Raw genomic sequence first — 26,993 nt, 5'->3', positions numbered from 1 at the left:
CCGCAACGAGGGGGGAAGCACATGAAGACGCAAGCCGGCGCGTTGCTGTCGTCGATTCGCGTTGATCGCGATGGCGGCCGCAAGATCACCGTGCAGCTTTACATGGCGCTGCGCGATCTCATCCTGTCGGGGGGCGTGAAGGCCGGGGAGCGGCTACCGGCAAGCCGCACGCTGGCCACAGAACTGGGTCTGTCGCGCACGACCGTTTCCAATGCCCTCGACCGGCTGATCACCGAAGGGCTGCTGGAGGCGCGCGTCGGCTCTGGCACCTATGTCAACGTCGCGCTGCAGGGGCAGCAGCGAATGCCCCGCACGGCGTCGGCAAACGAGCAGGCCCCGCGCGCCGAACCGCGACTGTCGCATGCCACGAGCCACGCCGCCCGCCACCTTGCGGAAAGAGGCCGGCTGCCGCATCGCCCGCTGCCTTTTGTTACCGCGCTGCCCGCGGTCGATGCCTTCCCGATGGCCCATTGGGCGCGGCTTTCCGCGCGCCACTGGCGAACCGACCGGCGTGAGGTGATGGGCTATGGCGATCCCTTCGGCCTGCCGCGGCTGCGCGCGGCGATTGCCACCCACCTCAACGCGCTGCGCGGTATCCGTTGCGATCCCGCTCAGGTTTTCATCGTCGGCGGCGCGCAGCAGGCGTTCTCGCTGATCGGCGGGCTGCTGCTCAATCCCGGCGACCGGATCTGGTTCGAGAACCCGGGCGCCATCGGCGCGCGCAATGCGCTCGTTTCCAGCGGTGCGGATCTCGTGCCCGTGTCCGTCGACGAGCATGGCATGGTTGTAGCGCAAGGGCTGGAGCGCGCCCCGCACTTTCGCCTCGCCTTCGTCACGCCCTCCCACCAGCAGCCTCTCGGCCATGTCATGAGCCTCGCCCGCCGCCTGGAATTGCTTCAGGCGGCGGAAGACAGCGACGCCCTCATCATCGAGGATGATTATGACGGCGAGTTCCCCTTCTCCAACCAGCCGCACCCGCCACTGAGAAGCATCGATACCCGCGGCCGGGTGATCTATGTCGGCACCTTCTCCAAGTCGCTGTTCCCGGCCTTGCGGATCGGGTTCATCCTGGCCCCCGACGGGCTTGTCGACACGTTTTCGCAATTGAGCATGGCCTGGCTCTCCGGCGTGCCGACGGCGCCGCAGGCGACCATCGCCGACTTCATCGAGGAAGGGCTCTTCGCGACCCACATCCGGGCCATGCGCCACGTCTATCAGGAGCGTTATGCCGCCCTCATGGAGGCCTTCGCGCCGTTCGCTGGATGCTTCGACGTCCAGCCCACCAACAGCGGGTTCCACACGATCGGCCTGCTCTGCGGCGATGTCGGCGAGGACGAGGCCGTCGAGCGGGCCGCAGCGCGCGGGGTGCAGTTCTCGCCGCTTTCGCGCTACTGCCTTGAGCCGATCGATACACATGGTCTCGTCATAGGCTTCGGCAGCTCCCCCCCGCACGAAATCCGCCGCGCGGCGGAGGCGCTGAAGGGATGGCCGGGGCGGGATTAGGGCGGAGAGAGCACTGTCGAGCCCGGTGCTCCCGGAATTTCCAGGGAAATTCGGCCCACACCCGATGGCACCCGGCGCAAGGGCCTCCTTGGCCGGAAATGGCCCGTTCCTTCCCTTTCGTAAATTGGCACAGTCGAAAGGTCGTAAATGGATATATGACGCAGGCCAATGCCTCTCTAAGCTTCCGGACTTGCAGATTGTGAGGGCAGAAGATCCTTCATCCGCTCAGCTCCAGAGGGAGGTCTTTGGAATGCGTTTGAAAGCAACACTTGTGGGCGCTCTTGCCGCGATGCTGATGGCGGGGACCGCGCAGGCGGAAACCCTGCGGCTGCTGACCTGGGGCGGCTATGCCCCTGAGGAAGTCATCCGGCTCTTCGAGGAGAAATATCCCGACATCAACGTCGAGGTCACGCTCTCCAACAACGAGGAGATGATCGCCAAGCTGCGCGCCACGGGCGGTGCCGGCTACGATCTCGCCCAGCCCAGCCACGACCGCATTTATGCGGCGCAGTACGAATACAACATCTACAAGCCGCTCGATCTGTCGAAGATCGATCTTTCCAACGTCGAGCCGAAGCTGCTTGCCGGGGTGAAGGAAAACACGACGATCGAGGGCCAGGTCTACGCCGTGCCGCACCAGTGGGGTACGTCGGGGCTGATGACCGACATCACCAAGGCGCCGGACATCAAGAGCTGGGGCGATCTCTGCGACCCGAAATACAAGGGCAAGACCTCGATGCGGCTGCGCCGCACGATCCTGCTCGGCACGGCCTTCGCCATGGGCGAGGATCCGTTCTCGGCCTATTCGGATCTGGCCAAGTACCAGCAGATCCTCGACAAGGTCGCCGACAAGCTGATCGCCTGCAAGGACAACATCAAGGCCTACTGGAAGGGCGGCGACGACCTGTCGGCGATGATGCTGTCGGGCGAAATCGTGGCCTCGGAGACGTGGGACTCCACGGCCTTCAAGCTCTACAGCCAGAACCCGAACATCCGCTTCGTGCCGCCGGAGACCGGCGCTCTCGCCTGGATCGACACCTTCGCGATGCCGCGCAAGGCGCAAGCGGACGCCGCTGCTTACAAGTGGATCAACTTCGTCCTGCAACCCGATATCGTGAAGCTGATGTCGGCCAGCACCGGGGCGATGGCGTCGATCAAGGGAGCACAGGAGCTTCTGCCCGCCGACAAGCAGGAAGCGGTGAAGGCGGCCTTCACGGCCGAGGACATCGACAACCTGAAGTTCTTCGCCAACATCCCTCCCGGTGTGGAGGACATGGAAGGCAAGACGCTGGAAAAGATCCAGGCGGCGACGTCGAACTGATCCCTGCGAAGCGGCCTGGCGGGCAAAAGACCTGCCGGGCCGTTCTTTTTACCCCCATTTCCCCGTTCCCTGCCCGGTGCCGCCGCGTATCCGGTCCTGAAACCGTTTGGCGTTCCCGCATGACCGAGACTGCGTCCTACGACCTGCAATGCCTTGGCGTGTCCAAGAACTATGGTGCGGTGCGCGCCGTTCGCGACGTTTCCTTCGACATCCCGAACGGCAGCTTCTTTTCCATCCTCGGCCCGTCGGGCTGCGGCAAGACGACCCTGATGCGCATGATCGCGGGCTTCGAGGAGCCGAGCGCCGGGGATATCCGCATCAAGGATCGCTCGGTCCTCAACACCCCGCCCAACAGGCGCAACGTCAAGATGGTGTTCCAGCATCTGGCGCTGTTCCCGATGATGAACGTCTACGAGAACATCGCCTATGGCTTGCGCTGCAACCGGATGTCCAAGGCCGAGATCGAGCGCAGGGTGAGCGACGTGCTGGCGCGCATCGAACTGCCGGACGTGGCAGACCGCGAGATTCACCAGCTCTCCGGCGGCCAGAAGCAGCGCATCGCGATCGCGCGCTGCATGGTGCTCGACCCCGACGTGCTGCTGCTCGACGAACCGCTCGGCGCGCTCGACCTGAAGCTGCGCGAGGCGATGAAGATCGAGCTGAAACTGCTCCAGCACCAGTTCAACACAACCTTCATCTACATCACCCACGACCAGTCCGAAGCGCTGGTGATGTCCGACTATGTGGCGATCATGAATGCCGGCCGGTTCGAGCAGATCGGCACGCCGCAGGAACTTTACCACAAGCCCAAGACTGCCTTCGTCGCCGGTTTCGTCGGCGATGCCAACCGCTGGCCGTGCCGCGTCGTCGAAGCGTTCGGTACAACGCTGCGGGTGGAGACGGAGATCGGCCTTCCGCTTACGGGTGTGGCTTGCGGCCGTAATCCGCCAATGCAGGCGGGCGCGCATGGCGAACTGTTCGTGCGCCCCGAGTTCATTCGCGCCGAACGCGTCAGGACGGACGGTTCGCCGGAGCGCGCCGGGCCTCTCAACGTCATTCCCGGCATCATCGACAGCCAGCTCTTCAACGGCGCCAAGAGCCGGGTGCTCGTGCGCGGTCCGCAGGGCATGCGGATCGAGGCCGACGTGACGCTGACCGGCGGCGAGGAGGATCTGCGTCCCGGCGAGAAGGTCGAGCTGAGCTGGCCGGCCGAGCAGACCCGCTGCTTCGCCGCAGCCGGATCAGCAACCGGGGCAGACCCGGGAGCCGAACCCGCATGAGGTCCCAGCGCGATATCCGGCGCCTGTCGCTGTTCCTGCTCCTCGCGCCCTTCGCACTGTGGATCGTGCTGCTCGTGGCCCTGCCGCAGCTTGGCATGCTCTTTCTGTCGCTGCGCGAAAAGATAGCCCCGCGCGTCTACGAATACGGGTTCGCAAACTACGTTTCGTTTGCCGGCGAACCGATCTACTGGAACACGCTTCTCAGAACCGCCACCATGTCGCTGCTGGTCACCGCGCTGGCGCTGGTGATCGGCTTTCCCGTCGCCTACTACATCGCCAAGATCGCCGGTCGCAGGAGCCGTGGTGCCCTGTTTCTGCTGATCCTGATCCCGCTCTGGGTGAGCGATCTCATCCGCGCCTTCGGCTGGATCCTGCTGCTGCGCGAGACCGGTGTCGTCTCCTCGCTGCTGCAATGGAGCGGGCTCGTGTCCGGCGGAATCGAATTCCTCTACACCGATGCGACGGTGGTTGTCGGGCTCGTCTACACCGTCATCCTGTTCATGATCGTGCCGCTCGTCTCCACGCTGGACGGCATGGACGAGGCGATGATCGAGGCGGGCTACAACCTCGGCGGCAACGGCTTCACGGTGCTGCGCCGGATCATCATCCCCTACGCCATGCCGGGCATCGTGTCGGGCTGCATCGTCACCTTCATGCTGACGGCCGGCAGCTACCTGACGCCGATCCTCCTGGGCGGCAAGAATTCAAGCTGGTTCACCGCGCAGATCTACGACCAGTTCATCACCCGCTACAACTGGGAGGCGGGTGCGACCTTCGGCGTGCTGCTGCTCGCCTTCACCTCCGTCGTCGTGTGGATCGGTCTGAAGCTGTCGGGACAGAGCCTTTCGACAACCGTGGCCAGAAGCTGAGCTGGGGGAGATGAACCGATGAGCGCACGCAAGAGCCCCAGCCTCATGCTGATCGGATACCGGCTCTACATCGCGGCCTTTTTCGTCTTCCTGGCCGCGCCGCTGGTTGCCGCCGGCACCTTCGCCTTCAACGATTCTCTGTTTCCCTCGCTGCCCTGGCAGGGCTTCACGCTGGACTGGTTCTTTTCCGCCACCGAACCGAAGCTCGGCATGTTCCACGACCGGCGTCTGCTTTCCGGCCTCTATTATTCCTTCGTGATCGCGACCTGCGTCTCGGCGCTGTCGGTCTTCGTCGGCACCTGCAACGCCTTCCTGTTCGTGCGCCATTACTTCCCCGGCAAGAACGCGCTCTATGTCGTCATGATCCTGCCGCTGGTGATCCCCGGCGTGATCCTCGGCATCGCGCTGCTGGTGCTCGCAAGCACGATCGCCAATTCGCTGGAGCAGGCGACGGGCATCGAACTCTCCTTCCTGCGTCCGGGTATCGTTCTGGTCGTGCTCGGCCAGTTCTCGTTCATCGTCACCATCGCCTCGCTGGTGATCGTCGCCCGGCTGAGGAAATTCGACATGGCGATGGAGGAGGCCGCGCTCAATCTGGGAGCGAGCCGGGCCCGCGTGCTGGCCACCGTCACGCTCCCCTATCTGCGTCCGGCGATGATCGCCGCCGGCATCGTCGGCTTCCTCGTCTCCTTCGAAAATTTCAACACCACCCTGTTCCTCGTCGGTTCCGAGGCGCCTTTGACCGTCATCATGTACGACCGCATGGTGAAGGTCGGCTCCACTCCGGTGCTGAACGCGGTCTCGCTCGTTTTGATGTTGGGTTCCGGAGTGCTCGCGCTGGTCTCCATCCTGGTCCAGCGCGACAGATCCCCTTCCTAGGCGAAACTTCATGACAGACGTCGATTTCGTCATCGTCGGCGCGGGCTCCGCCGGCTGCGTGCTGGCCGACCGGCTCACCGCCAGTGGCCGCTATTCCGTCATGCTGCTGGAGGCTGGCGGCAGCGACCTCAATTTCTGGATCTGGATGCCGATCGGCTACGGCAAGGCCTTCTACGATCCCCGCATCAACTGGATGTACATGAGCGAGCCAGATCCGGGCACCGGCGGGCGGCGCTCCTACTGGCCGCGCGGCAAGGTGCTGGGCGGGTCGTCCTCGATCAACGCGATGGTCTATATCCGCGGCCAGCACCAGGATTTCGAGGACTGGAAGGCGATGGGCAATCCCGGCTGGGGCTGGGACGACGTGCTACCCTATTTCCGCAAGGCGGAGACCAACGATGCGGGCGCCGACGAGTGGCGCGGCGGCGACGGGCCGTTGCACGTGGCCACCATGGCGCGCGACCTGCACCCGCTCTGCCAAACCTATCTCAAGGCCGGCGAGGAACTGGGACTGCGGCGCAATCCGGATTTCAACGGCGCCGACCAGGAAGGCGTCGGGCTCTACCAGAACACCGCCAGGAACGGCTTTCGCATGTCGACGGCCCGCGCCTATCTGCGCCCCGCCATGAAGCGGAAGAACCTGCGCGTGGTGACCCATGCGCACGCGACCCGGATCCTGTTTCAGGGCAGCCGGGCGACGGGCGTCGAATATATCTGTCGCGGCGAACGGCGAACCGTCACCGCCGCGCGCGAGGTGATCGTTTCGGCCGGTGCCGTGAACTCGCCGCAGCTCCTGCAGCTTTCCGGCATCGGCCCCGCGCATCTGCTCGCCGACAAGGGCGTGGAGGTGCGCCATCACCTTGCCGGCGTCGGCCGCAACCTGCAGGACCATCTCGGCCTCGACTATCTCTACCGTTCTCGCGTGCCGACGCTGAACCAGCAGCTGCGGCCCCTTTACGGCAAGCTGTGGTACGGGTTGCGTTACGTGCTGACGCGGCGCGGTCCGCTCTCGCTCGGCGTCAACCAGGGTGGTGGCTTCATCCGCACCCGGCCCGAACTGACGCGTCCGAACATGCAGCTGTTCTTTTCGCCGGTGAGCTACACCAAGGCACCGCCAGGCAAACGACCGTTGATGAGCCCCGATCCCTTCCCCGGCTTCCTGCTCGGCATCCAGCCGACGCGGCCGACGAGCCGCGGTTATCTGGAAATACGCTCTTCCAATCCCTTCGAGGCCCCGGCGATCCATCCCAATTATCTCTCCACCAACGCCGACCTGCAGGAGATGCTGGAGGGGGCTGCGTTCATGCGCGCCCTCGCCGCCATGCCGGCCTTTCAAGATGTCATCGATGCGGAGATCAAGCCCGGCCCGGACGTCACCTCGACGCAAGATCTCGTCGCCGACATCCGTTCGCGCGCGGGAACGGTGTTCCATCCGGTCGGCACCTGCCGGATGGGGCCGGACAGGGCTCACGGCGTGGTCGATCAACGGCTCAGGGTTCACGGTGTCGCCGGGCTCAGGGTGGTGGATGCGTCGATCTTCCCGACGCTCACCTCGGGCAACACCAACGCACCCGCGATCATGGTCGGCGAGAAGGGGGCGGACATGATCCTGGCCGATCATGCAACCGATGGGAGCCCTGCCCGATGAGCGCGCTATTCACCGAGGATTTCAAGCCCGAGCCTTACTGGTGGGAGGGAGCGCCGCGTCCGCCCGCCGCCAAAGCGACGCGAGACGACCCCTTGCCGGAGCGGGTCGATATCGCCGTGGTGGGGGCCGGCTACACTGGCCTTCACGCAAGCGTGGCGAGCGCACGGGCCGGGGCTACCACGCTCGTTCTCGATGCGGAGGCTGCCGGCTGGGGATGCAGCACGCGCAATGGCGGGCAGGTCTCCACCTCCATCAAGCCCGCTTTCGAGACGCTGACACGACGGCACGGGCGCGAGCGTGCGCAAGCCATCCTGCGCGAAGGCCAGGCCTCGCTCGACCACATCGAGCGGTTCGTCACGCAGGAAGGTATCGAATGCGATTTCGCCGTCTGCGGCCGTTTCCATGGCGCGCACACCGCGCGGCGGTTCGAGGCGATGCAACGGGACTGCGAGACCGGGCACCCCGTGCTCGATACCGGCGCCTATGTCGTGCCAAAGGCGGAAATGGCGTGTGAACTGGACACCCCGCACTATCACGGCGGCATGGTGCTGCCGCGCCACGCGAGCCTTCATCCCGCGCGCTATCACGCGGGCCTTCTCGCTGTGGCCGAACGGGCAGGGGTCGATATCCGTGCGCATTGCCGGGTGGACAAGCTGGAGCGGATGAACGGCGGCTTCCGGCTCCACACGTCGCGCGGCGTCGTGCGTGCGGACCGGGTGGTGCTGGCGACCAACGGCTACAGTGGACCGCTCAGCCCCTGGCACCGCCGCCGCGTGATCCCGATCGGCTCCTATGTCATCGCGACAGAGGGGCTTCCAGCCGACCTGATGGACGAGGTAATGCCGACCAACCGGATCCTGTCGGATACGCGCAAGCTCGTCTATTACTACCGACCGTCGCCGGACCGCACCCGTATCGTCTTCGGCGGTCGTGTGTCGCTGTCGGAAACCGATCCGAAGAAAAGCGCCGTGAAGCTGCAGACCGAGCTCGTCCGCCTGTTCCCGCAGCTTGCCGGCGTGCGCGTGTCGCATTCCTGGGTGGGCTTCGTCGCCTATTCCTTCGACGAACTCATGCATCTGGGAAGCGAGGGCGGTCTCTACTACGCGATGGGCTATTGCGGTTCGGGCGTCGGCATGGCGAGCTACCTCGGCATGCGCATCGGCCAGCAGGCGGTGGATCAGGAGGCGGGCCGCACGGCCTTCGACGGCCTCGCCTTCCAGACCCGGCCCTTCTATTCGGGCAATCCCTGGTTCCTGGCTCCCTCCGTCCTCGCCTACCGCATTCGCGACAGGCTCGATCTGTAGGGATCCGGTCCGCGCGGCGGATCTCTCAGGCCGTGGCGCCGATCACCGAAACCGCGTAGGCGACGGCGTTGCCGAGGATCCCGGCATATTCGCCCTGCGCGGCGGAATTCTCGACACTGGCCTCGGTGAGGTAGTCGCCCCACCAGGGAAGCAGCAGCGGCAGGTCGCTCTCCAGCACGTCGCGCACCGCGGTCGAAATCGCGGAGGCCGGCACCGGTTCTGTTGTGGAGAGCTTTGCGCGTACCAGATAAAGGAAAACCGCATTGTGCGCCTGGTTTGGCGCCTCCGGGGTGGCGATCTCGTCGGTGATGGTCGGAACCGCCTGGAAAGCGGGCGGTATGCGGCTGACATAGGTCACGCGGTGCATGATCCGCCACGGCGCGATGTTGTCTGCCGCTGCCCGGGCCTCGCGCAACGCCGCCGCGTTCGGATCCTGCGACTGGTTCAGCCACTTCTGGTCGATCACCGTGGTGAAAAGGTCGGAGGCGTTCTGGGGCTCGTTGGCCAGGAAGAAGGTCATGAAGCGATAGCTGGTCACCCGGCCGGGGATGAGCTCGTCGCTGAAATCCTCGCCGGCCGCGTCGTACTTGTGGGGGAACCCGTCCGGCGAAGCGGATATCTCAAGCGTCATGGCGCGGTTGCGGCTGAATGTCTTGGTGACGTTGAAAGCCTTCGCCAGGCTGCCCACAAGCCCGAAGCCACCCGTGATCTTGCCGCTTGCGAACATGTAGTCGAAAGCGAAGCTCATGCCTCCACTGGTCGTATCCGAACGCCCCACGCTGTAGGTCTCGGTCAGTTCCGTGCTGAATCCTTCGCTTTCCGCATAGGTGCCGCCGCCCGCAACCCACACGTACGTGTTCACCATGTCGCGTAAAGGGGTTTCCAGTTCACTGGAAAAGGCTGGATTGCGGGCAATCGCCGAATCCCTGGCCTGTTGCAGGAGGATCTCCGGATCTCGTTCCTCCTCCGAGGAGCTCGCCTCGGTTTCCGGCTCGAATATGGCGCCAAGGTCGGTGCTTTCGAAATAGGATTTGAGGGCCTGGCGCTGGCGCTCCACCTTGTCTTTCAAGGTGTAGGCGTCGCGCGGCTTGTAGTAGCTCGTCTCCGTTTGCGGTGCCTTCTGCAACCCGATACGACCATCCAGCGACCCGGCAAGCTGATAGAGCGGATCGATTGGAAAACGGATGATGTTGATGTCCTCCGGGATGTCCGGATTGGGCTCCACGGACATGGAGACCAGAGCCCCGGTCGCCTGGAGCTTGAGCGCAAAGAGATCCGCAACCCGTGACTTCACCAGCGCCGATCCCACGTTGGAGGGGACGTAGCGCCGTTCGCCGCTTTCCAGAAAATACCGCCCATCCGGCGATCTGGCTTCCCAGCTTCCCCCGTTCGAGAGCGTGTGCTTCTGGCTGCGAACCGCAGCGGAGTTCACCTTGTCGCCCGATCCGCTGTTGCTCCCCTTGAGGAACTGGATGTGGGTCGAAATATTGACTTCCGCCTCTGTGGTGCGCACCGCCGACTGGACCGGAGGCACGCCGAGGACGGCATCGTTCTTTCCCGCGACACCTCCGCCTCCGGTAAACTTGATGTCGGTTGTCCGCACTCTCGAACTGGAGAAATCCAGGACCACGTTCTGGCTTTGGGTGTCGTTCAGCGTTACCGAGGAGATGCCGGCATAGGTGTGAACGTAGGGTGCGGCGGTAAGAGGCCGGATCAGGTTCTCGCTGGGGAGAGGCGGCGCGCCTTCGATGTAGCCGATCACCGAGGGGTCGCTCTGGATCTGCCCGACATACACGCGCTCCAGATCGCCGACCTTGTAGCCGGTCTCGTCGGCAAGTCCGCCGATGCCCTCGTAGATGTAGCTGCGCTTCAGCACACTCCGCTTTTCGCCCGCGCCGGTTGTCAGCGTGTCGGCATATTCGAACACCGCGATCGCCGCCGCCGCGTCGGCGAGTTCGATCGCCTCGGGACTGCTGCGTGTGTCGAGCGTGTCGTCGACCACCGGCGCGTCGAAGCCGATGGGCGCCTCGGACGCCGTCCACTGGATCGCTGCGGGCGCGCCGGCGATGTCGTATTTGCGGGCGTTTCCAAGGTGAACCGTCCTGTCGACAACGATATCGCCCGAGCCGGTGTCGAAGCGCCAGTATCCCATGAGGCCGGTTTCCGCTCCGGTCAGGTAGCGCGCCATGTTGTTGACGATCTCGTCACCGCTTCGAATGCTGCGCCACAGGCGCAATTCATCGAGCTGGCCGCGCATCGTGGCGCTCAAGGTACCGTTATCGTCCCTGCGTCCACCGATCCCCATCTGCCGGTGGGAGCTGCTTTTCAGCGGGATGGACATTCCCGCGGTGGCAATGGGGTCCCCGTCGGCGAAGATCGAAACCGATGCCCCATCGAACCAGCCCCAAAGGGTGCTTGAGGTGAGCTTCAGGTCATTGTCGCCGACAGAATCCTTGGCGATACGGCCGGACTGCTCGTCGAAGCGCCACCACGACAGAAGGTCGTCGTCGTAGGGCGTGGCGCCCGGCTGGGACGCAATCACCTCCACTTCGTTCGGTCGCAATGCACGCGTCCACAGCCGAACGTCGGAAATCTGCCCGTGGAGAGCGCCGGTGCCGCTGGGCTGGTCGTTTCCGGACGCGGGAGGACCGCTGATGCCGACGCGGGTTCGCGTCGGCGCATCGGCGAATTTCATCGGATCCGTAAAGGCATTGGCCGCGATGACCACGTCGCGGAAGTCCTTGTCTTCCGGCATGACAAAGGTGGTTTGCGCGTTGGAAGAGCTGCCGCCCTCGAACTCGACGGTACCGTACCACCGCGTGAAGCGGCTCGCGTCATCTGCTTCGATCCGTACGGTCTGGCCGGCCATGTAGTAGCCCGACCCGCGTCCGCCGATCACCGTGACCAGCCGATAGTCGTTGACCACGCCCGCGGCCGGCGGACTGATCTGTTCCAGGCCGAGGCCATCGACGTAGACGCTGGCATCCAGCGCCGTCACCTGCAGGCCGTCGGTCTTGTCGGTGAGGGTGACCAACCTGAGGCTGGCGGCGACATGATGTGGCGTGCCGGTCTCTATACGCCGTGACAGGTCGCTGAAAAAGGTGAAGATCACCGACCCCGGCGAACTCGAACTCTCCGCCGCGCGACTGAGACGAACGGTGATGTAGGCCCGCCCGTTCGACTGAATGCCGAGCTCGTAGATCTGGTCTTCCTCCGCCCCTTGAAAGCGACTTGCGATCACCTGGCGTTCAGAGGCCAGGGAGGACAGACACACCCGCGCATCGACCGAAAATCCTTCGCCCAGCTGCGTTTTGTGTTTGCCGTCCGTCTTGGCCGAACCATTGCCTGTCAGCAGTGCGCCGCGGCGAACGAGGGTGGCCGCGATATGCCGCCAGCGATGCGGCGAAAGGCTGGCACTGGTCGTGGTCGCCGCGAAGCCGCCGCACTGGGCGATGACGTCGAAAAACAGGCCGGTGCGCGTGAAGAAGGGAGATAAGGACTTCGTCCCCAACACCGTGTCATACACGGTGGACGTCCAGCGCGAGCGGTTTATCAGCCCGTGGTTCGGCTCCGCCCGCGACATCGGAAAGAGCGCGACGAGGCCCGTTTCCGATCCACCCAGCGGACGGAGGTAGTTTGTGCGGATTTCCTCGGCGTTGCGTGCGATGTTCCAGGCCGAGAATTCATTGGGCTCGAATTCGAACACCTCGGAGGGGTTGGCGAATACGAAGGTGTCGATCTCTGCATCCGGCATCGCGATATCATCGCTGCGCGCGGCCTCCTCGCCGTTGACGTAGAGGATCACCGTTTCGTTGTCGCGCACCAGCGTCACCATCGTCCAGGCTCCACCCGCAATGTCGGCCGGCGTCGCCACCTTCTGTCCGCCGCAGCTGAAGACCAGGCTCCAGTGGGTGGGCTGCCCGCCATTGACCGCCGGTATGGCGATCGACAGTTCCTCGAGAACCTCGGTTCCGTCGAGGCGGCGGAAGAACCATGACTCGCCGTCCCACAGCAGCATGGGCCGCAGATAGACCTGCATGGTGTAGGCCCCTTCGCGCACCAGCTTGTCGTCCGTCTGGTCCGCCGGGACTGTCGCGTCACTGATCTCGAAGGAAATGTCGCGGAAGAAGCGCGGCGTCTCGCTCGGGCGGTAGGAAAGGCCGTAACCGATGCCGTCCGGGCCGGAGGAGAAATGCAGCACGCTCTGGGCAGTCTCGTCGGCGACGCTCGGCACCCAGCGGGATTCGGCCGGCCGCAACCATGCCTCGATCGTGACCGGCCCTTCCTGCTCGTAGACGTCGGGCGCCGGCACGAGCGCGTCGAGGTCGACCCCGAGCGCACCTGTGCCGTCGAAGGACATGGCGTAGCGCGGCGGGTCGCGGAGCCAGCCGCCATTGCGTCCCGGCGATGCGAGTACGATCGTGCCGCCCGTCTCGCCCGGGTCCACCGCCGCGGCATAGCCGCGGTTGGGGCGCGTCACCGGCTGTACGGAGAACAGGCCGGAGGCGATCGTTCCCCCCGGCGTCGCGCTACGCCCCTCGACGCCCTGGAGAACGTCCGCCTGGAGCGAGAACGATCCGCCGATTTCGCCGTCGCCGCCTTCACGAATGGCGCCGACGAGCCCTGTGACATAACGCAGGTCCGAGACGTTCGTGACAGTCGCTGCGTTGACATTCAGAAGCTGCCCCTCGAGCGCTTCCAGGAAGATAAGTTCCGCCAGAACCTGCTTCTGCTCTGCTGCCGTACCTGCCTGCAATGCGGCGATGAAGCCCTCGCCGTCGCGCGGCACCTGGCTCCACGTCGCGCGTATAACGTCATTCGTCAGCGTCAGTTCGGCTTCAAAATCCGCCGTCTCGAAGCTCGAGCCGGGCGTGAGCGTGAAACGCGCGGCACTCACGGCCGGCTTGCTGCCTTGCGCGCTTTCCTCCCACCGCCGCGCAATGACAAAGAGATGGCGTGACGTGCCAGGCAGGCCCCACACCGGCGTGGACGCGGCATTCGCCGCATAAGCGGCATCACCGGAAGTACCGCGGAAGAGATCGACGAGCGCAGCCGCCGTTGCCGGGACCGGACCCAGACGTGCGTGCACAGGCGTGCCCGTGTCACTCTCGAGCGTCACCGAGACCGTCAGCTCATCCCCTGCCTGCGTGGCGGAAAGGGCGGCGAGGACAAGCCCTCTCGGCCTGAGGCTCGCAAAACGTACGGCGGAGAGAAGCGCCGTTGCGCCGAGCCGCAGAAGAGCCTGCCGGTACATGCCGGAATAATCGTAGAAGACCGCGGTCCCCTGCGAGATGCGCGGGTCGTTGGGATCGCCGACCGCCCGGCCGTTGAGGGTCTGTTCGAAGAGGTCGACCCGCCGCGCCACTCCCTTCCATGTTTCGATCGCCGGTTGCACGCTGCGGCCGAGAAGTTTCTGCGCACCGCCGCCGAACCGGGTATCGGCGCCCGGCCCGTTGAATTCCACATCGCAGGTGATCCCGCCTGGAGCTTCCTTGATCTTGATGGAGGAAAAGCTGTTGTAGGCCCCCGTCTGGCGGGTCACGAACGCGAGGCCGCCTGTCTCCTGCGTCACCGAGGTCCCGTCTCGGGCCGTCCATCCGCCGACAAAGAAGGCCCGCGCGGCGACACCCGAGCAGCGCGCCACACTCAGTACCCGCCCCGGGCCGGGATAGTAGACATGCAGCGGACCGTCACCGGTCGAAAGCACGGCGGGGCGGGCATTGGGGGCGACCGCACCAAATCCGGGGAAGTTGTCCTCGGGCGTCAGAAGGCCGGCCGAAACCGCGCGGCTCTTTGCGTCGATCTGGTTGATGGGCCGGTCGGGGCGCGCAAGCGGAGCCGCCCAGCCGCTCCACACGCAACCGGCCATCATCGCATCATGGCCATTGCCCGAGGCATCCTCGATTGTCGTGCCGGTTCCGCCATCCATCGGCCAGTAGGCCTCAAGTCCGGTGCGTTCGGCCGGACCGGAAAGCGGCGTGAAGACCGTGTCGAGGATTTCCTCCAACGAGAGCGCCCGCGACCATACCCGCGCCTCCGTCATCTGGCCGACGAAGCCGCCATGGGAAAGTCCGACGCGGTCGATCGCACCCCCTGCCGGCCTGGCCCCGAGAGGGCCTTGCGTTTCGACCTCGACCTCGGACCCGTTGACAAAGATCCTGAACGCATTGCCGTCATAGGTGGCGGTAACATTGCACCACGTCCCGTAGCCGAGAACGCTGGTGAGCGTCATGGTCGAGACGATTTCACTGCCGGTGCCGAATGATGCCCGGACCCGGAACTGGTTGACGATCTCGAGCGTCGGAGCCCGCGTTTCGGGCGACTGGCTGCCGCCCAGGACCTGGCGTGTCTCGTTGGCGGTGTCGCCCCCGACCGGCCCGCGCTGCGGCGAGAGCCAGGCCTGCAACGTGAAGTCTCCCGGCAGCCGGATGGGTGCGGCGATGCGGGCGTCGCTGGGCAGGGGAAAGTCGACCGACAACGCCTCCGCCGCCGTGGGTCCGGCGAAGAGCGGCTGGTTCATCGCGCCGTCGAAGGCGACACCGCCGGCCACGTCCACCTCGAAGTCTAGTGTCAGCAGGAGAGCATCGCCATCGCTTACGGGTGCTGCGTCGGTTTCGGCGACGGGCTTGGCAGGACACGCGAGGAGGAGACGATTGACCGTGCGCATCTGCACCGCTTCGTCGTTGCTCGAAACCATCGGCTCGAGTTGCTGGTAGAGAGCGGTGGCGGGAAAGCCGGTCAGGACGAGTGGTTCCGTCTTTCCCGATTTCTCCAGCGAAAGCTCGAAGGATGCGCGGGGTTGTATGCGTCCTGCCTCATCCAGCGATGTCGCGCCGAGATCGAACCAGCCATCGGACAGGCGCGGCACGACATAGACATTGAGTTGCGTTCGATCGCCCTGTCCGGTGAAGATGCGCCATTCGGTTCCCCCCGGTTGGCTCCCCGGCATCAGGACAACGCTGAACCCCGTTTCAAGATCGATGGAGCCTTCGCCCGGCGCGAACGAGAGATAGCGGCGGGGGTTCAGGAAGGGCGCCCCCTCTGGAGAGCGGTAGGCAGAGACGTCGTTGTCGGAAGCCGGCAGGTCTGCGCTCGCGCTGCGCCGAAAACGCACCTCCCAGTCCGGTTCCAGTGCAAGGCCACGCCCGTCACGGGCATTGGCGTTCGACGTCTCGACGAGAAGGAAGCGCTCCACGAGCAGGGTCTGTTTGAGGGCGCGAAAGAGATAGACGTGCGTCTCGTCGGAGACCACCTGTACCGGTCCGCGAGGGGTGGCGCGGCCAAGCAGCCGCAAGACGCTGAAGCCGGCAAGGCTCGTCTGTTGCTGCGGGTTGTCGGGAAGCGGAAAGAAACCCTGCCAGCCGAGCCCATCGTCGACGACATCATCGTTGCCAGAAAGGACGTTGTAGACGAATTCGTGTTTCGTGACGGTGCCGGCATCGTCCCTCACGGTGCGTTCCGCGATCAGGATGCCCCGTCCCTGGTGACGCACGGCGGTGGGATTGGAATAGCTGATCATGACAGTGCGCTCCGACAGGCGGGAGGAACGAAGGGAAAGACGAAAGATCCGAGAGGAACTCGCCGGCGGCAGGCTCAGGAACGCGTCTTGATGATGAAACGGACGGAAACGTTGATCGGCCGCGTCTCGGCGTCTCCCCCCTGTGCGGCGATCGTCTTGTCGCCGGTTATTTTCAGGACGTCGGAGCCGCTGGGCCAGGACGCGACGTTGTCCTTTGACGTGTCCGGATAGCCGGGCAGGTAAATCGTGAAAGGCGTTTTGGGAGAAGCGGCACCGTGGTCCTGGTACAGGCCCATCTGTTCGTCGAAAGCTTCGACCGCGGGCGGATCGCCGCGGTCGAGCGGCGACGCTTCCTCGCCGCGTCGCCCCGCTCCGCGCAGAAAGCGGCCGCGCATATCTGGCAGTTTGAAAGTCGTGTCGCCATCGCCTCCAAAGCGCGTTCCCAGAACGGCGAACAAGGAGGCGTATTCCCGGACATCCAGGTCCGCGCCGTCACACGTCTTCCAGTTTTCCAGCTCGATATCCGTGGCGGTCGCCAGGATGACGCCGACGGGCAGTTCCGCCCCCGGCGTCTGGCCGCCGGTGGGTTGAAAGCGAATGTGCCAGTTGACGGCAAGGCTCGCCGGCCGTGTCTCCGCATCGCCACCGGCAAGCGAGAAGCTGGAACCGGTCCGATAGCGGGCCGCCGTCGCGCTTCCGGCATCGTAGTTGGGGCTGGCGTTGAAGGGGAAGGATTTCAGGGGGATCACAAAGCTGGACGATCGCGGCAGCCCCGTAGCCCACGTCTCGTAGGAGGCGGCCGTGTTGCCGGAATTGCCCTTGATCTCGCGATCCGGACGGGGGGAGAGGCGAGTGTCGCGATCAGGATCGAACTCGACGCCTGCCCGCTCGCCCGGGACACCACGCAGATACATGCCGGCAAGATCCGGCACATCGAATTCCTTCGTCGCATCGCTGTCGAGTTCCCGGGCGCCACCGCTGCCGGTTCCGATCACCCGGAACAGTTCGAAGAAGGTTGCGCCCTGTCGCGCAACGTAGGTGGCGCCGTTGCAAATCCGCCAGGCATTGCTCAGCACGTTGTCGTCGAACGCCGGCAGGAAGGGTGCGGATATGACGGCCCCGACGGGGATCTGGCCAACCGGATACTGTTTGCCTGACGCCGCGCCACCCTCCCGGGTTTCCCCTGTCCTGACGGATGTGTTCGGTTTCGCCTTTATGAGATGGTGAGCTGTAATGTTGACGGGGCGGCTTTCCGTATCCCCGCCTGTCACGGCAACGTCGGTCACGTTGCCGTGGTATCTGATGCGCACCCCGCTGTCGCCGCCACCGCCGTGGGTTGTATTCCTGCCGAAGGCGAGGCGGTCGGAAACCTTGAAGCCGTTATCGCGTGGCAGCGCGGTCGCATAGGTCTGCAGGCTGCCGATGGCATCGCCCGCCGCGCCGGCGCCGCCGGGCCCAGACCCGATTCGCACCGCGGCATCCGGATCGCGACCTGCGTCGGCATCTTGACCGCGCAGGAAGACACCTCTCAGATCGGGAAGGCAGAAGTCGTCATCGGAACGGTTGCCGAAGGCCGTTCCGATGGCCGCGAAGAGATCGGGCCAGGCATCGCGCGCGCAGGTGTCGCCGTCGCATGAAAGCCAGCCCTTGGCTTCCAGATCGGCTTTCTCCGCGTCGCTCTCGACGGATCCGAAATAGGCCACGATCGTGCCGACTGGGACGTCGGGGCCCATGTCAATTTGCGCGTCGGGCAGTCTGCTGGTCGGCTCCATCGGAGTCTCCTTCAAAGATGCGTCTGGCCGAGCGCCAGGCTACGCTGCGGCAGGAAGAGGCGTGTCCGCAGGTGGGCTGATCGGATTGGCGCGCACGCGCCGGTCCTGTTGCTGGAGAAGAAGGGATTTCGAAAAGTTGGCGCCCTCACGTATTGATGCTGAAGGCCGCTGCGCGATCAGGTTCGCAACCCGAAGGGTTATGGAGCAAAGGCGGCGCGCATCAGCCCGAACCGTCCGGGCCGGCCTGCATGGCAGGGAGGTCCCGACGATCGGAAGCATTCCATCGGGGACTGCCGATCAGACGCGGGCAACAACTTGAGGACGCACGCGTCATCGGAAAGCCTCAATGATGAACCGGTCGAAACGAATTCGATCGAAGGCACTTGGCTAAAATGCGTATATACCCTTACGTTACGTCCTTCGAAGTTCAAGTCAACCCGTTGACCCCCTCGCAATCGGCCAGATCACCGTTTCGTTATCACGCGCAGATCTGCCGGGCTTGTGTCTCCGCCGGGTGTCGTGCGGCGTCCATTGCGCGGTGGGGGCATGGGGCTGTAAACGCGCGACCGTCCCAATTTTTTTACTGGGACAGTGCAGCGGAAATTGGCTTAAACTGTCCCTTGATTGTCCCACTTCGTTTTATGACACTTCAGCCGCAATGACAAAGACACTGTGCATGTTGAGCCGTTTGGGAGGACGAACATGACGGACGTGAACAGGCGCCGGTTTCTGACCGCGTCGACGCTGGGTGGAGTGGCGGCAGTGGGCGGCGCGGCGGCGCTGGCGATGCCGAGTGTGGCGAAGGCCGCCGAAAAGGTCGAGTGGCGCATGCAGGCCCTGTGGGACGGTGGCACCACGCCTTACGAATACGAGAAGAAATTCGTCGCGCGCATCGCCGAACTCACCGAAGGCAATTTCAACATCAAGCTGTTCTCCGCTGGACAGATCGTGCCGGCGAACCAGGCTTTCGATGCGGTACGTTCTGGCGCCTTCCAGATGATGAAGACCTTCGACGGCTACGAGGCCGGCAAGATCCCGGCCTTCGCCTTCACATCGACCATCCCCTTCGGCTTCCCCGAGCCGGACCAGTACGAGGCCTGGTTCTACGAACTGGGTGGGCTGGACATGGCGCGCGAGGCCTACGCCAAGGCGGGCCTGTTCTACATCGCGCCGACCGTCTACGGCGAAGAGCCGATGCACTCCACGGTGAAGATCGAGAGCATCGCCGACATGGCCGGCAAGAAGGGCCGTTTTGTCGGTCTTGCCTCCGCCGTGATGGGCGATCTCGGTGTCGCGGTGACGCCGATGGCGACCGCCGAGGTCTATACCGGGCTTGAGAAGGGGCTGATCGACTTCGCCGACCGCGGCGATCTCACCGCCAACTACGAGGCCGGGCTTGCGGAAGTGGCCAAGTACATCATCCTGCCCGGTGTACATCAGCCGACCACGGCGACGAGCTACGTCGCCAACAAGGGCGCCTTTGATGCCCTGCCGGATGCCTACAAGGCCGCGCTGGCGGTCGCCGCGCGCGAGATTTCCGGATCGTTGCGTCAGCACATTCTGGTGCAGGACACGCAGGTGCTGGGCAAGTACGCGGAGGCCGGCGTCGAGGTGATCCGCCTTGATCCCGCCGACGTCGCCGCGAACCGCATCAAGGCGGTCGCGTCCTGGAAGAAGGCGACAAAGAACGATCCGCTGGCGACCAAGATCGTCGACAGCCAGATCGGCTTCATGCAGTCTCTCGGCCTCCTCTAGAGCGCTCCTCCCGAGAGCAGACACCCCACCCGGCAGGCAAATGCCGGGTGGGGCACGTGATTCGTTTCATCCGCGAAATACGCGGCATTCCGGCCTTTTCATGCAAAGCATCTGCGCCTTCGTCACAGCCGCCAACCGACTGCTCTTCGCGATTGCGGCCGCCATCATCTTCGCCGTCGTTCCCATGCTGCTCTACGAGGTTGTCGCCCGTTACGTCTTCGACGCGCCGACAGTCTGGGCGATGGAGGCGAGCACGCTTGTCTTCGGGCCCCACTTCATGTTGGCGGGGCCCTACCTGCTGCACATGCGGGGTCACGTCGCCGTCGACATTCTCAGCGAGAAGGCCGCCGACGTCCCGCGCAAGGCGCTGGAGATCTTCGCCTTCCTCGTTGTCGCGATCTTCGCCGCCGTGTTCGCGAAGGTGAGCTGGCCGCTGGCGGTCAATGCCTGGGAGCTTGGAGAGACCAGCTTCTCCGCCTGGAACCCGCCGGTCTGGTGGATGAAGTTCATCGTTCCTCTCGCTTTCGTCATGCTGCTGGCGCAGGCACTGGTGGAGATTGTGAACGTCGCGCGTGCGCCTTCGGATGAGGAGGCGCTGTGATGGGATCCGAATTCGTTCTCGCCATCATGTTCGCAAGCCTCGTCGGCCTGCTTTTGACCGGCGTGCCGCTCGCCTTCACGCTGGGTTCCCTGGCGTTTCTCTTCACCATGACGCTGTGGGGCGAGGCGGCGCTCACCGTCACGGTGCTCAACCTCTACGACACGATGCACTCGGAATCGCTGCTGGCGATCCCGCTCTACGTGATGATGGCGAGCGTGCTGCAGCGCTCCGGCGTGATCGAGAGCCTCTACAACGCGATGGAGCTGTGGTCGCGGCGTCTTCCCGGCGGGCTGGCGGTGGGCACCATCGCCATCTGCACCATCATCGCCGCGATGACCGGCATCGTCGGGGCGGCGGTGGCCGCCATGGGGCTGCTGGCACTGCCGTCCATGCTGAAGCGCGGCTATCAGCCCGAACTCGCCATCGGCACCATCTGCGCCGGCGGCACGCTCGGCATCCTCATTCCGCCCTCCGTCATCACCATCGTCTATGCGGTGACCGCGCAGGCTTCCATCGGCCAGATGTTCATTGCCGGCGTCGTGCCCGGGCTGCTGCTCGCCTCGCTCTATATCGGCTACATCGTGCTGCGCTCGGCGCTCAATCCGCAGGTCGCCCCGCGTCCGCCGGAGGACGAAACCATCACCTGGGCGATGCGCATCGCTGCGCTGAAGTCGCTCGTCCTGCCGATGTTCATCATCCTCGGCGTGCTCGGCACCATCTACAATGGCGTTGCCACGCCCACGGAAGCCGCGGCTGTCGGCGTCGCGCTGGCCTTCGTCTCCGCGGCAATTGAACGGCGACTGGGCTGGCAGCTGTTTCAGGGCGTTGCGCTCGACGTCGTCAAGGTGACGACGATGATCCTGTGGATCACCATCGGCGCGCGGGCCTTCGTCGCGATCTTCACCGGCACCGGCGGGGCGGACTTCCTGCTTGGCTTCATCGAGCATCTGGATGCCAACCGCTGGGTGGTGCTGGCGGTGATGCTGGCGATCCTGTTCTTCCTCGGCATGTTTCTCGACGAGATCGGAATCATCCTCTTGTGCGTGCCCGTCTTCCTGCCGGTGATCGATTTCCTCCATTTCGACCGGCTGTGGTTCGGCATCCTGTTCCTGGTGTCTGCGCAGATGGCCTACATCTCCCCGCCCTTCGGCTACACGCTCTTCTACATGAAGGGCGTGCTGCCGCCCGGCATCGGCATGGGCACCGTCTACCGCGCCATCATTCCCTTCATGGCGCTGCAGGCGCTGGGAATCCTCATCTGCGCGGCCTTCCCGGAACTGGTGCTCTGGCTCCCCCACTCCATGATCAAGTAGCGACAAGAAAGCGGAAAGACACACGATGAGCGACGCGCGATCGTCCCGTATCGAAGGCCTCCACAAGATGACCCCGGCCGAGCGCCTTCAGGCCGTTTCCCGGCAGGCCGGGCTCGGCAATTCCGCGATCGACGCCCTTGCGACAGCTGCAGAAGGCCAGATCGAACTCGCCGACCGACTGGTGGAAAACGCCATCTCCACCATGGCCATTCCCGTCGGCATCGCCACCAACATGGTGGTGGACGGGCGCGAGGTGCTGGTGCCGATGGCGACGGAGGAATCCTCCGTCATCGCCGCCGTATGCAACTCCGCCAAGCGCTGCCGGTCGACCGGGGGCTTTGTCACCTCCACCTCCGGCCCGGTCATGGCCGCGCAGATCCAGTTGCTCGGCGCCTCCGATCCGATGAACGTCCGGCTCAAGGTCTACGAGCGCATCGACGAGATCCGCACCATCTGTGACGAGACCGATCCACTGCTTGTGAAGTTCGGCGGCGGCTTCCGGGACATCGATGTGCGCGTGATCGACACCGACGAAGGGCCGATGACCATCGTCCACATTATCGTCGATACCCGCGATGCCATGGGCGCCAACGCCGTCAACTCCATGGCCGAGGCGCTGGCGCCGAAGCTATCCGAGTGGACGGGCGCGCGTTCGCTGCTGCGTATCCTGACCAACCTCGCCGACCGCCGCGTCGTGCGCGCCCGCGCCGTCTGGCCGGTTTCCGAGATCGGCGGGGAAGAGGTGCGTGACGACATGCTGTCAGCCTATCACTTCGCGGACGCCGATCCCTATCGCGCCGCCACCCACAACAAGGGCATCATGAACGGCGTTTCGGCCGTGGTTCTGGCGACCGGCAACGACACTCGCGCCATCGAGGCCGGCGCCCACGCGTATGCGGCGCGTGACGGCTGGTATCGCTCCATGTCGCGCTGGGAAACGGACGGCGACGGCAACCTCGTCGGTATCCTGGAAATGCCGATGGCCGTGGGCCTCATCGGCGGGGCGACCAAGATCCACCCGACCGCGCAGGCGAACCTGGAAATCCTCGGCGTGAAGACGGCGGATGCGCTTGCCCGCATCATCGTTTCGGTCGGCCTTGCGCAGAATTTCGGCGCCATGCGGGCGCTGGCGACGACCGGCATCCAGAAGGGCCACATGGCGCTGCACGCGCAGAATGTGGCGCTGATGGTGGGTGCTGTCGGCGTGGAGATCGACCTCGTCGCCTCCGAGCTGAAGGCGCTCGGCAAGGTCCGCCAGGATCTGGCGGAAGAAATCCTCGCGCGCATCAGGGCGGGCAAGTGACCGGATCCGTCACGCTGGTGGAGGTCGGCCCCCGGGACGGCCTCCAGGCCTGCAAGCATCCGATCGCGACCGCCGCCCGCATCGGCCTGATCGAACGCCTGCGCAAGGCGGGCGTGAAACGGATGGAGGTCGGCTCCTTCGTCTCACCCAAGCATGTGCCGCGCATGGCGGATACGGGGGAGGTGATGGACGCGGTCGGGTCGCGGGCCGAACCCGGTGACATGGTGCTCATTGCCAATGCCCGCGGGCTCGAACAGGTCATCGCGCACGGCGCGCGCACGATTGCCGTGTTCACTGCGGCGAGCGATGCCTTTGCGCAAAAGAACATCGGCTGCACCATCGCCGCCTCGCTGGAGCGCTTCGCCCCGTTGGTGGAGACGGCGCGCGCGGCGGGCGTCGCGGTTCGCGGCTACATCTCTACGATTACCGATTGTCCCTATTCGGGTGAGGTCGCGCCCGAGGCGGTCGTGCCGGTGGCAAGGTCGCTGATGGAGATGGGCTGCGGCGAGATCTCGCTTGGCGAGACGCTGGGCCGCGCAACTCCGTGCCGGATCGCCGCGGTCATCGAGGCGGTTGCCGCCCATGTGCCGATAGAGGCGCTTGCCGCCCATTTCCACGACACCTACGGCATGGGGGTTGCGAACGTCTGGGAGGCGGTGCGGCTCGGCGTGCGCACGGTCGATGCGGCGGTCGGCGGTCTCGGCGGCTGCCCGTTCGCACCCGGCGCCACCGGCAACGTCGCCAGCGAGGATATCGTCTACCTGCTGCACGGCCAGGGGATCGAGACCGGCATCGATCTCGATGGGCTGCTCGATGCCGCCGCCTATTGCGGCGATACGATGGGCATCGCGCCGGTGAGCCGTGTCTTCAAGGCGCGGCGCGGCTGAAGCGCGAATTCCCGGTTCAGCCGCACCTTTTTGCCGGCTCCTACAGGATGAACCGTGACAGATCGGCGTTGCGGGCTATGTCGCCGAGATTATCGCGTACATAGGCGCCGTCGACCACGAAGGTCTCGCCGCCGCGATCCGGCGCGGTGTAGGAAATGTCGTCGAGGATGCGCTCCATCACCGTCTGCAGACGCCGCGCGCCGATGTTCTCGATGGAGGAATTGATCTCAACCGCGATCGAGGCGATCTCGTCGATGGCGTCGTCGGTGATCTCCAGCGTCACCTCCTCCGTCGCCATCAGCGCCACGTACTGCTTGATCAGGCTCGCCTCGGTGTCGGTGAGGATCGCGCGGAAATCATCGCGGGTCAGCGCCTTCAGTTCCACCCGGATCGGCAGACGGCCCTGAAGCTCCGGCAGCAGGTCCGAGGGCTTGGCCACATGGAACGCGCCCGACGCGATGAACAGGATATGGTCCGTCTTCACCGAGCCGTGCTTGGTGGAAACGGTGGTGCCTTCGATCAGCGGCAGGAGATCGCGCTGCACGCCCTCGCGGCTGACGTCCGCGCCGCCACGGCTCTCGCGGGCGCAGATCTTGTCGATCTCGTCGAGAAAGACGATACCGTTCTCTTCCACCAGCCGGATCGCCTCCTGCACCACCTGATCCTCGTCGAGAAGCTTGTCGCTTTCCTCGTTGATCAGGAATTCGTAGCTGTCGGCGACGGTGACGCGCTTGGTCTTCTTGGCGCCACCGAAGGCCTTGCCGAGCACGTCGGACAGGTTCATCACGCCGACCGAACCGCCGCCCATGCCGGGCATGTCGAATGTCGGCATGGAAGGCTGGGCGGTCACCTCGATCTCGATTTCCTTGTCGTCCAGCTCCCCGTCGTGCAGGCGCTTTTTGAAGCTCGTGCGGGTCGCCGGGGACGCGGCGGGGCCGACGAGGGCGTCAAGCACGCGCTCTTCGGCCTGCTCCTGCGCCTTTGCTTTCACGGACTTGCGCTTTTCCGTCCTGACCAGCGTGATGCCGGATTCCACCAGATCGCGGATGATCTGTTCGACATCGCGCCCGACGTAGCCGACCTCGGTGAACTTGGTCGCCTCCACCTTGATGAAGGGCGCGTTGGCGAGCTTGGCGAGGCGGCGGGAGATCTCCGTCTTGCCGACGCCGGTCGGCCCGATCATCAGGATGTTCTTGGGCAGCACCTCATCGCGCATGTCGCCCTTCAGCTGCTGGCGGCGCCAGCGGTTGCGAAGCGCGATGGCCACGGCGCGCTTGGCGTCCTTCTGGCCGATGATGAAGCGGTCGAGTTCCGAGACGATTTCCCGGGGAGAAAAGTCGGTCATTGTACGCGTGTCCTGATGGGAGGGACGTAGTCGAAGAGCCTGGACCCGGAAAACGGCGCCAGCACGAGGCGGCGCACGGAGGTCCAGCCGGACCCGAGGGTGAGAATGAACAGGCCGAGAATGAGGAGCGAGGCGGCGATGCCGGTCTGGCCGTCCACATTGCTCGATTTCAGCAGGTTGAAGATGGCAACGCCCAGATAGACGAGGCCGGAGACGAGCAGAGCACGCCGGTCGACAACGAGCGCCACGATGCCCAGCACCAGAACCACGGCAATGATCGCGACGGCCTCGCCCGTGGTGCCGGTGTCGCTGCGGATCATCGCCAGCACCGAGTGCATGATCAGCGGGGCTGCCATCAGATGCAGCCAGAAGGCCTTGTCGGTGTTGAGCGTCGTACGCGCCAGATCGCGCGCGTCGAAATACATGGCGAGCGCGAAGCAGATGAGACCGGCGGCGAGCAGGAAGGGCGCGACGTGGCGCAGCACCAGCCCGGGGGAAGCCGTCTCGATCAGCGCTGCAAGCGTCACTAGGGCACCGGCGACCAGGCCGCTCAGTGCGATCGGCACCTTGAAGCGTCCGTAATAGAGGGCGCCACCGAAAAAGGCCGCAAGACCGAACACCAGCGGGACCTTATCATGCGCGCCCCAATCGAACCCGAATGGTCCAAAGAGCGGATTGCCGATGTCACTGGTCATTACGACCCTGCCGCCGACATGTCCATAGATCGCCGTTGCCGTGACGGCGAAGAACCATGTGAAGAGAACGGACAGTAGGATCGCTGGCAGGGCAAGCTTGCGCCGTCCGGCCAGCCATTCGGCCAGGAGCCACGCAATCACCGTAGCCGGGCCATAGGTGGCAAGGGTCTTCGGCTGACCAAAGGACAGCAGGCTCGGGATGCCGAGGAACAGACCGACGAAGAAGATCACAAGTCCGATCGAGATAAACACGTCGTGGAAGCCGCGCGCGAAGCGCACCTCCTCGCGGTCGGCGGAGGTCTCGTCGGTGCGCGCGTAGTGGGCCACCAGCGCATCCGCCTGGATCGGCGTCAGCAGCCCGGCGTCGACCGCGCTCTGCAGTTCCTCACGATCCAGCATCCAGGCTCTCCACCACCACGTTGCCGTTGGTGTAGATACAGATATCGGCGGCGATCGCCATCGCCTTGCGGGCGATCGCCTCTGCGTCCATGTCCGTATCCATCAGCGCACGCGCGGCCGCCAGCGCATAGTTGCCGCCCGAGCCGATGCCCGCGACGCCGCCTTCCGGCTCCAGTACGTCGCCGGTGCCGGTCAGCACCAGCGAATGGCTCGGATCGGCGACCAGCATCATCGCTTCCAGCTTGCGCAGGTAACGGTCGGTGCGCCAGTCCTTGGCAAGCTCAACGCAGGCGCGCATCAGTTGGTCGGGATACTGCTCCAGCTTCGATTCCAGCCGCTCCAGCAGCGTGAAGGCATCTGCGGTGGCACCCGCAAAACCCGCGATCACGTTGCCCTTGGCGAGCGGGCGGACCTTGCGGGCGGTGGATTTGATCACCGTCTGGCCAAGCGAGACCTGTCCGTCGCCGGCGATGACGACCTTGCCGCCCTTGCGCACCGTGACGATGGTCGTGCCGTGCCAGACCTCGAAGTCGCTCATTCTTCAGCTCCGCTCGTTTCCGGGTGGCGCGGGGCGCCGCGGACCGGCCGCGCACCCTCCGC

At 64.9% G+C, this 26,993-nt stretch carries 17 protein-coding genes; 12 read left to right on the top strand and 5 right to left on the bottom strand.

From position 1 onward, the window contains the following. The first annotated feature begins 21 nt into the window (after nt 1-21). From pdxR to C8N35_RS04155, 7 genes are all read left to right on the top strand, one after another. Nucleotides 22-1,503: a MocR-like pyridoxine biosynthesis transcription factor PdxR gene (gene pdxR / locus C8N35_RS04185; RefSeq protein ID WP_107988319.1), complete on the top strand. Its 1,482-nt coding sequence runs from the start codon at nt 22-24 to the stop codon at nt 1,501-1,503. A 250-nt stretch (nt 1,504-1,753) separates the two neighbouring features. After that, the gene (locus C8N35_RS04180) at nt 1,754-2,824 is read left to right on the top strand and encodes an extracellular solute-binding protein (RefSeq protein ID WP_107988318.1); all 1,071 of its coding nucleotides are present in this window, start codon (nt 1,754-1,756) and stop codon (nt 2,822-2,824) included. A 119-nt stretch (nt 2,825-2,943) separates the two neighbouring features. Next, on the top strand, nt 2,944-4,104 hold the full coding sequence (locus tag C8N35_RS04175) for an ABC transporter ATP-binding protein (RefSeq protein ID WP_107988317.1): 1,161 nt from the start codon (nt 2,944-2,946) through the stop codon (nt 4,102-4,104). Beyond that, entirely contained in the window at nt 4,101-4,973 is an 873-nt protein-coding gene (locus tag C8N35_RS04170) for an ABC transporter permease (RefSeq protein ID WP_107988316.1), read from the top strand. Before C8N35_RS04175 ends, C8N35_RS04170 begins: the two co-directional genes overlap by 4 nt. A gap of 18 nt (nt 4,974-4,991) precedes the next feature. Beyond that, entirely contained in the window at nt 4,992-5,852 is an 861-nt protein-coding gene (locus C8N35_RS04165; protein WP_107988315.1) for an ABC transporter permease, read from the top strand. 10 nt (nt 5,853-5,862) lie between these two features. Then, the gene (locus C8N35_RS04160; protein ID WP_107988314.1) at nt 5,863-7,500 is read left to right on the top strand and encodes a GMC family oxidoreductase; all 1,638 of its coding nucleotides are present in this window, start codon (nt 5,863-5,865) and stop codon (nt 7,498-7,500) included. Next, nucleotides 7,497-8,804, top strand: a complete 1,308-nt coding sequence (locus tag C8N35_RS04155) for an NAD(P)/FAD-dependent oxidoreductase (protein ID WP_107988313.1) — start codon at nt 7,497-7,499, stop codon at nt 8,802-8,804. The genes C8N35_RS04160 and C8N35_RS04155 overlap by 4 nt, the downstream gene beginning before the upstream one ends. Nucleotides 8,805-8,829: 25 nt before the next feature. On the opposite strand, the gene C8N35_RS04150 is transcribed toward C8N35_RS04155, so the two are convergent. Beyond that, nucleotides 8,830-16,323 carry a LamG domain-containing protein gene (locus tag C8N35_RS04150; protein ID WP_107988312.1) on the bottom strand — a complete coding sequence of 2,498 codons (7,494 nt, stop codon included), beginning with the start codon at nt 16,321-16,323 and terminating at the stop codon, nt 8,830-8,832. 74 nt (nt 16,324-16,397) lie between these two features. Then, nucleotides 16,398-18,095: a phage tail protein gene (locus C8N35_RS04145; protein ID WP_107988311.1), complete on the bottom strand. Its 1,698-nt coding sequence runs from the start codon at nt 18,093-18,095 to the stop codon at nt 16,398-16,400. A gap of 702 nt (nt 18,096-18,797) precedes the next feature. Between C8N35_RS04145 and dctP the strand changes: the two genes are divergently transcribed. The 5 genes from dctP to C8N35_RS04120 all read left to right on the top strand — a co-directional run bounded on the left by dctP (nt 18,798) and on the right by C8N35_RS04120 (nt 23,954). Then, nucleotides 18,798-19,850: a TRAP transporter substrate-binding protein DctP gene (dctP, locus tag C8N35_RS04140; RefSeq protein WP_107988310.1), complete on the top strand. Its 1,053-nt coding sequence runs from the start codon at nt 18,798-18,800 to the stop codon at nt 19,848-19,850. 100 nt (nt 19,851-19,950) lie between these two features. Next, on the top strand, nt 19,951-20,451 hold the full coding sequence (locus tag C8N35_RS04135; protein WP_107988309.1) for a TRAP transporter small permease subunit: 501 nt from the start codon (nt 19,951-19,953) through the stop codon (nt 20,449-20,451). Beyond that, nucleotides 20,451-21,764 carry a TRAP transporter large permease gene (locus C8N35_RS04130; RefSeq protein WP_107988308.1) on the top strand — a complete coding sequence of 438 codons (1,314 nt, stop codon included), beginning with the start codon at nt 20,451-20,453 and terminating at the stop codon, nt 21,762-21,764. Before C8N35_RS04135 ends, C8N35_RS04130 begins: the two co-directional genes overlap by 1 nt. A gap of 25 nt (nt 21,765-21,789) precedes the next feature. Beyond that, nucleotides 21,790-23,067 (top strand): hydroxymethylglutaryl-CoA reductase, degradative, encoded by a 1,278-nt coding sequence (locus C8N35_RS04125; protein ID WP_107988307.1) that lies wholly within the window; start codon nt 21,790-21,792, stop codon nt 23,065-23,067. Continuing rightward, nucleotides 23,064-23,954 carry a hydroxymethylglutaryl-CoA lyase gene (locus tag C8N35_RS04120; RefSeq protein ID WP_107988306.1) on the top strand — a complete coding sequence of 297 codons (891 nt, stop codon included), beginning with the start codon at nt 23,064-23,066 and terminating at the stop codon, nt 23,952-23,954. Before C8N35_RS04125 ends, C8N35_RS04120 begins: the two co-directional genes overlap by 4 nt. A 40-nt stretch (nt 23,955-23,994) precedes the next feature. On the opposite strand, the gene hslU is transcribed toward C8N35_RS04120, so the two are convergent. From hslU to hslV, 3 genes are read right to left on the bottom strand one after another with little or no spacing between them, the layout of a single operon-like run. Beyond that, on the bottom strand, nt 23,995-25,299 hold the full coding sequence (hslU, locus tag C8N35_RS04115) for an ATP-dependent protease ATPase subunit HslU (protein WP_107988305.1): 1,305 nt from the start codon (nt 25,297-25,299) through the stop codon (nt 23,995-23,997). Beyond that, the gene (locus C8N35_RS04110) at nt 25,296-26,393 is read right to left on the bottom strand and encodes a hypothetical protein (RefSeq protein ID WP_107988304.1); all 1,098 of its coding nucleotides are present in this window, start codon (nt 26,391-26,393) and stop codon (nt 25,296-25,298) included. Before C8N35_RS04110 ends, hslU begins: the two co-directional genes overlap by 4 nt. Next, nucleotides 26,380-26,931, bottom strand: coding sequence for an ATP-dependent protease subunit HslV (gene hslV / locus C8N35_RS04105; protein ID WP_107988303.1), 552 nt, complete (start codon nt 26,929-26,931; stop codon nt 26,380-26,382). The genes C8N35_RS04110 and hslV overlap by 14 nt, the downstream gene beginning before the upstream one ends. Nucleotides 26,932-26,993 lie beyond the last annotated feature (62 nt).

Origin of the sequence: Breoghania corrubedonensis (assembly GCF_003053845.1) — a bacterium.
In the GTDB taxonomy this organism is placed as follows: Bacteria; Pseudomonadota; Alphaproteobacteria; order Rhizobiales; family Stappiaceae; genus Breoghania; species Breoghania corrubedonensis.
The sequence above is the reverse complement of the archived record's forward strand: the minus strand, read 5'-3'. Positions and strand labels throughout refer to the sequence as shown.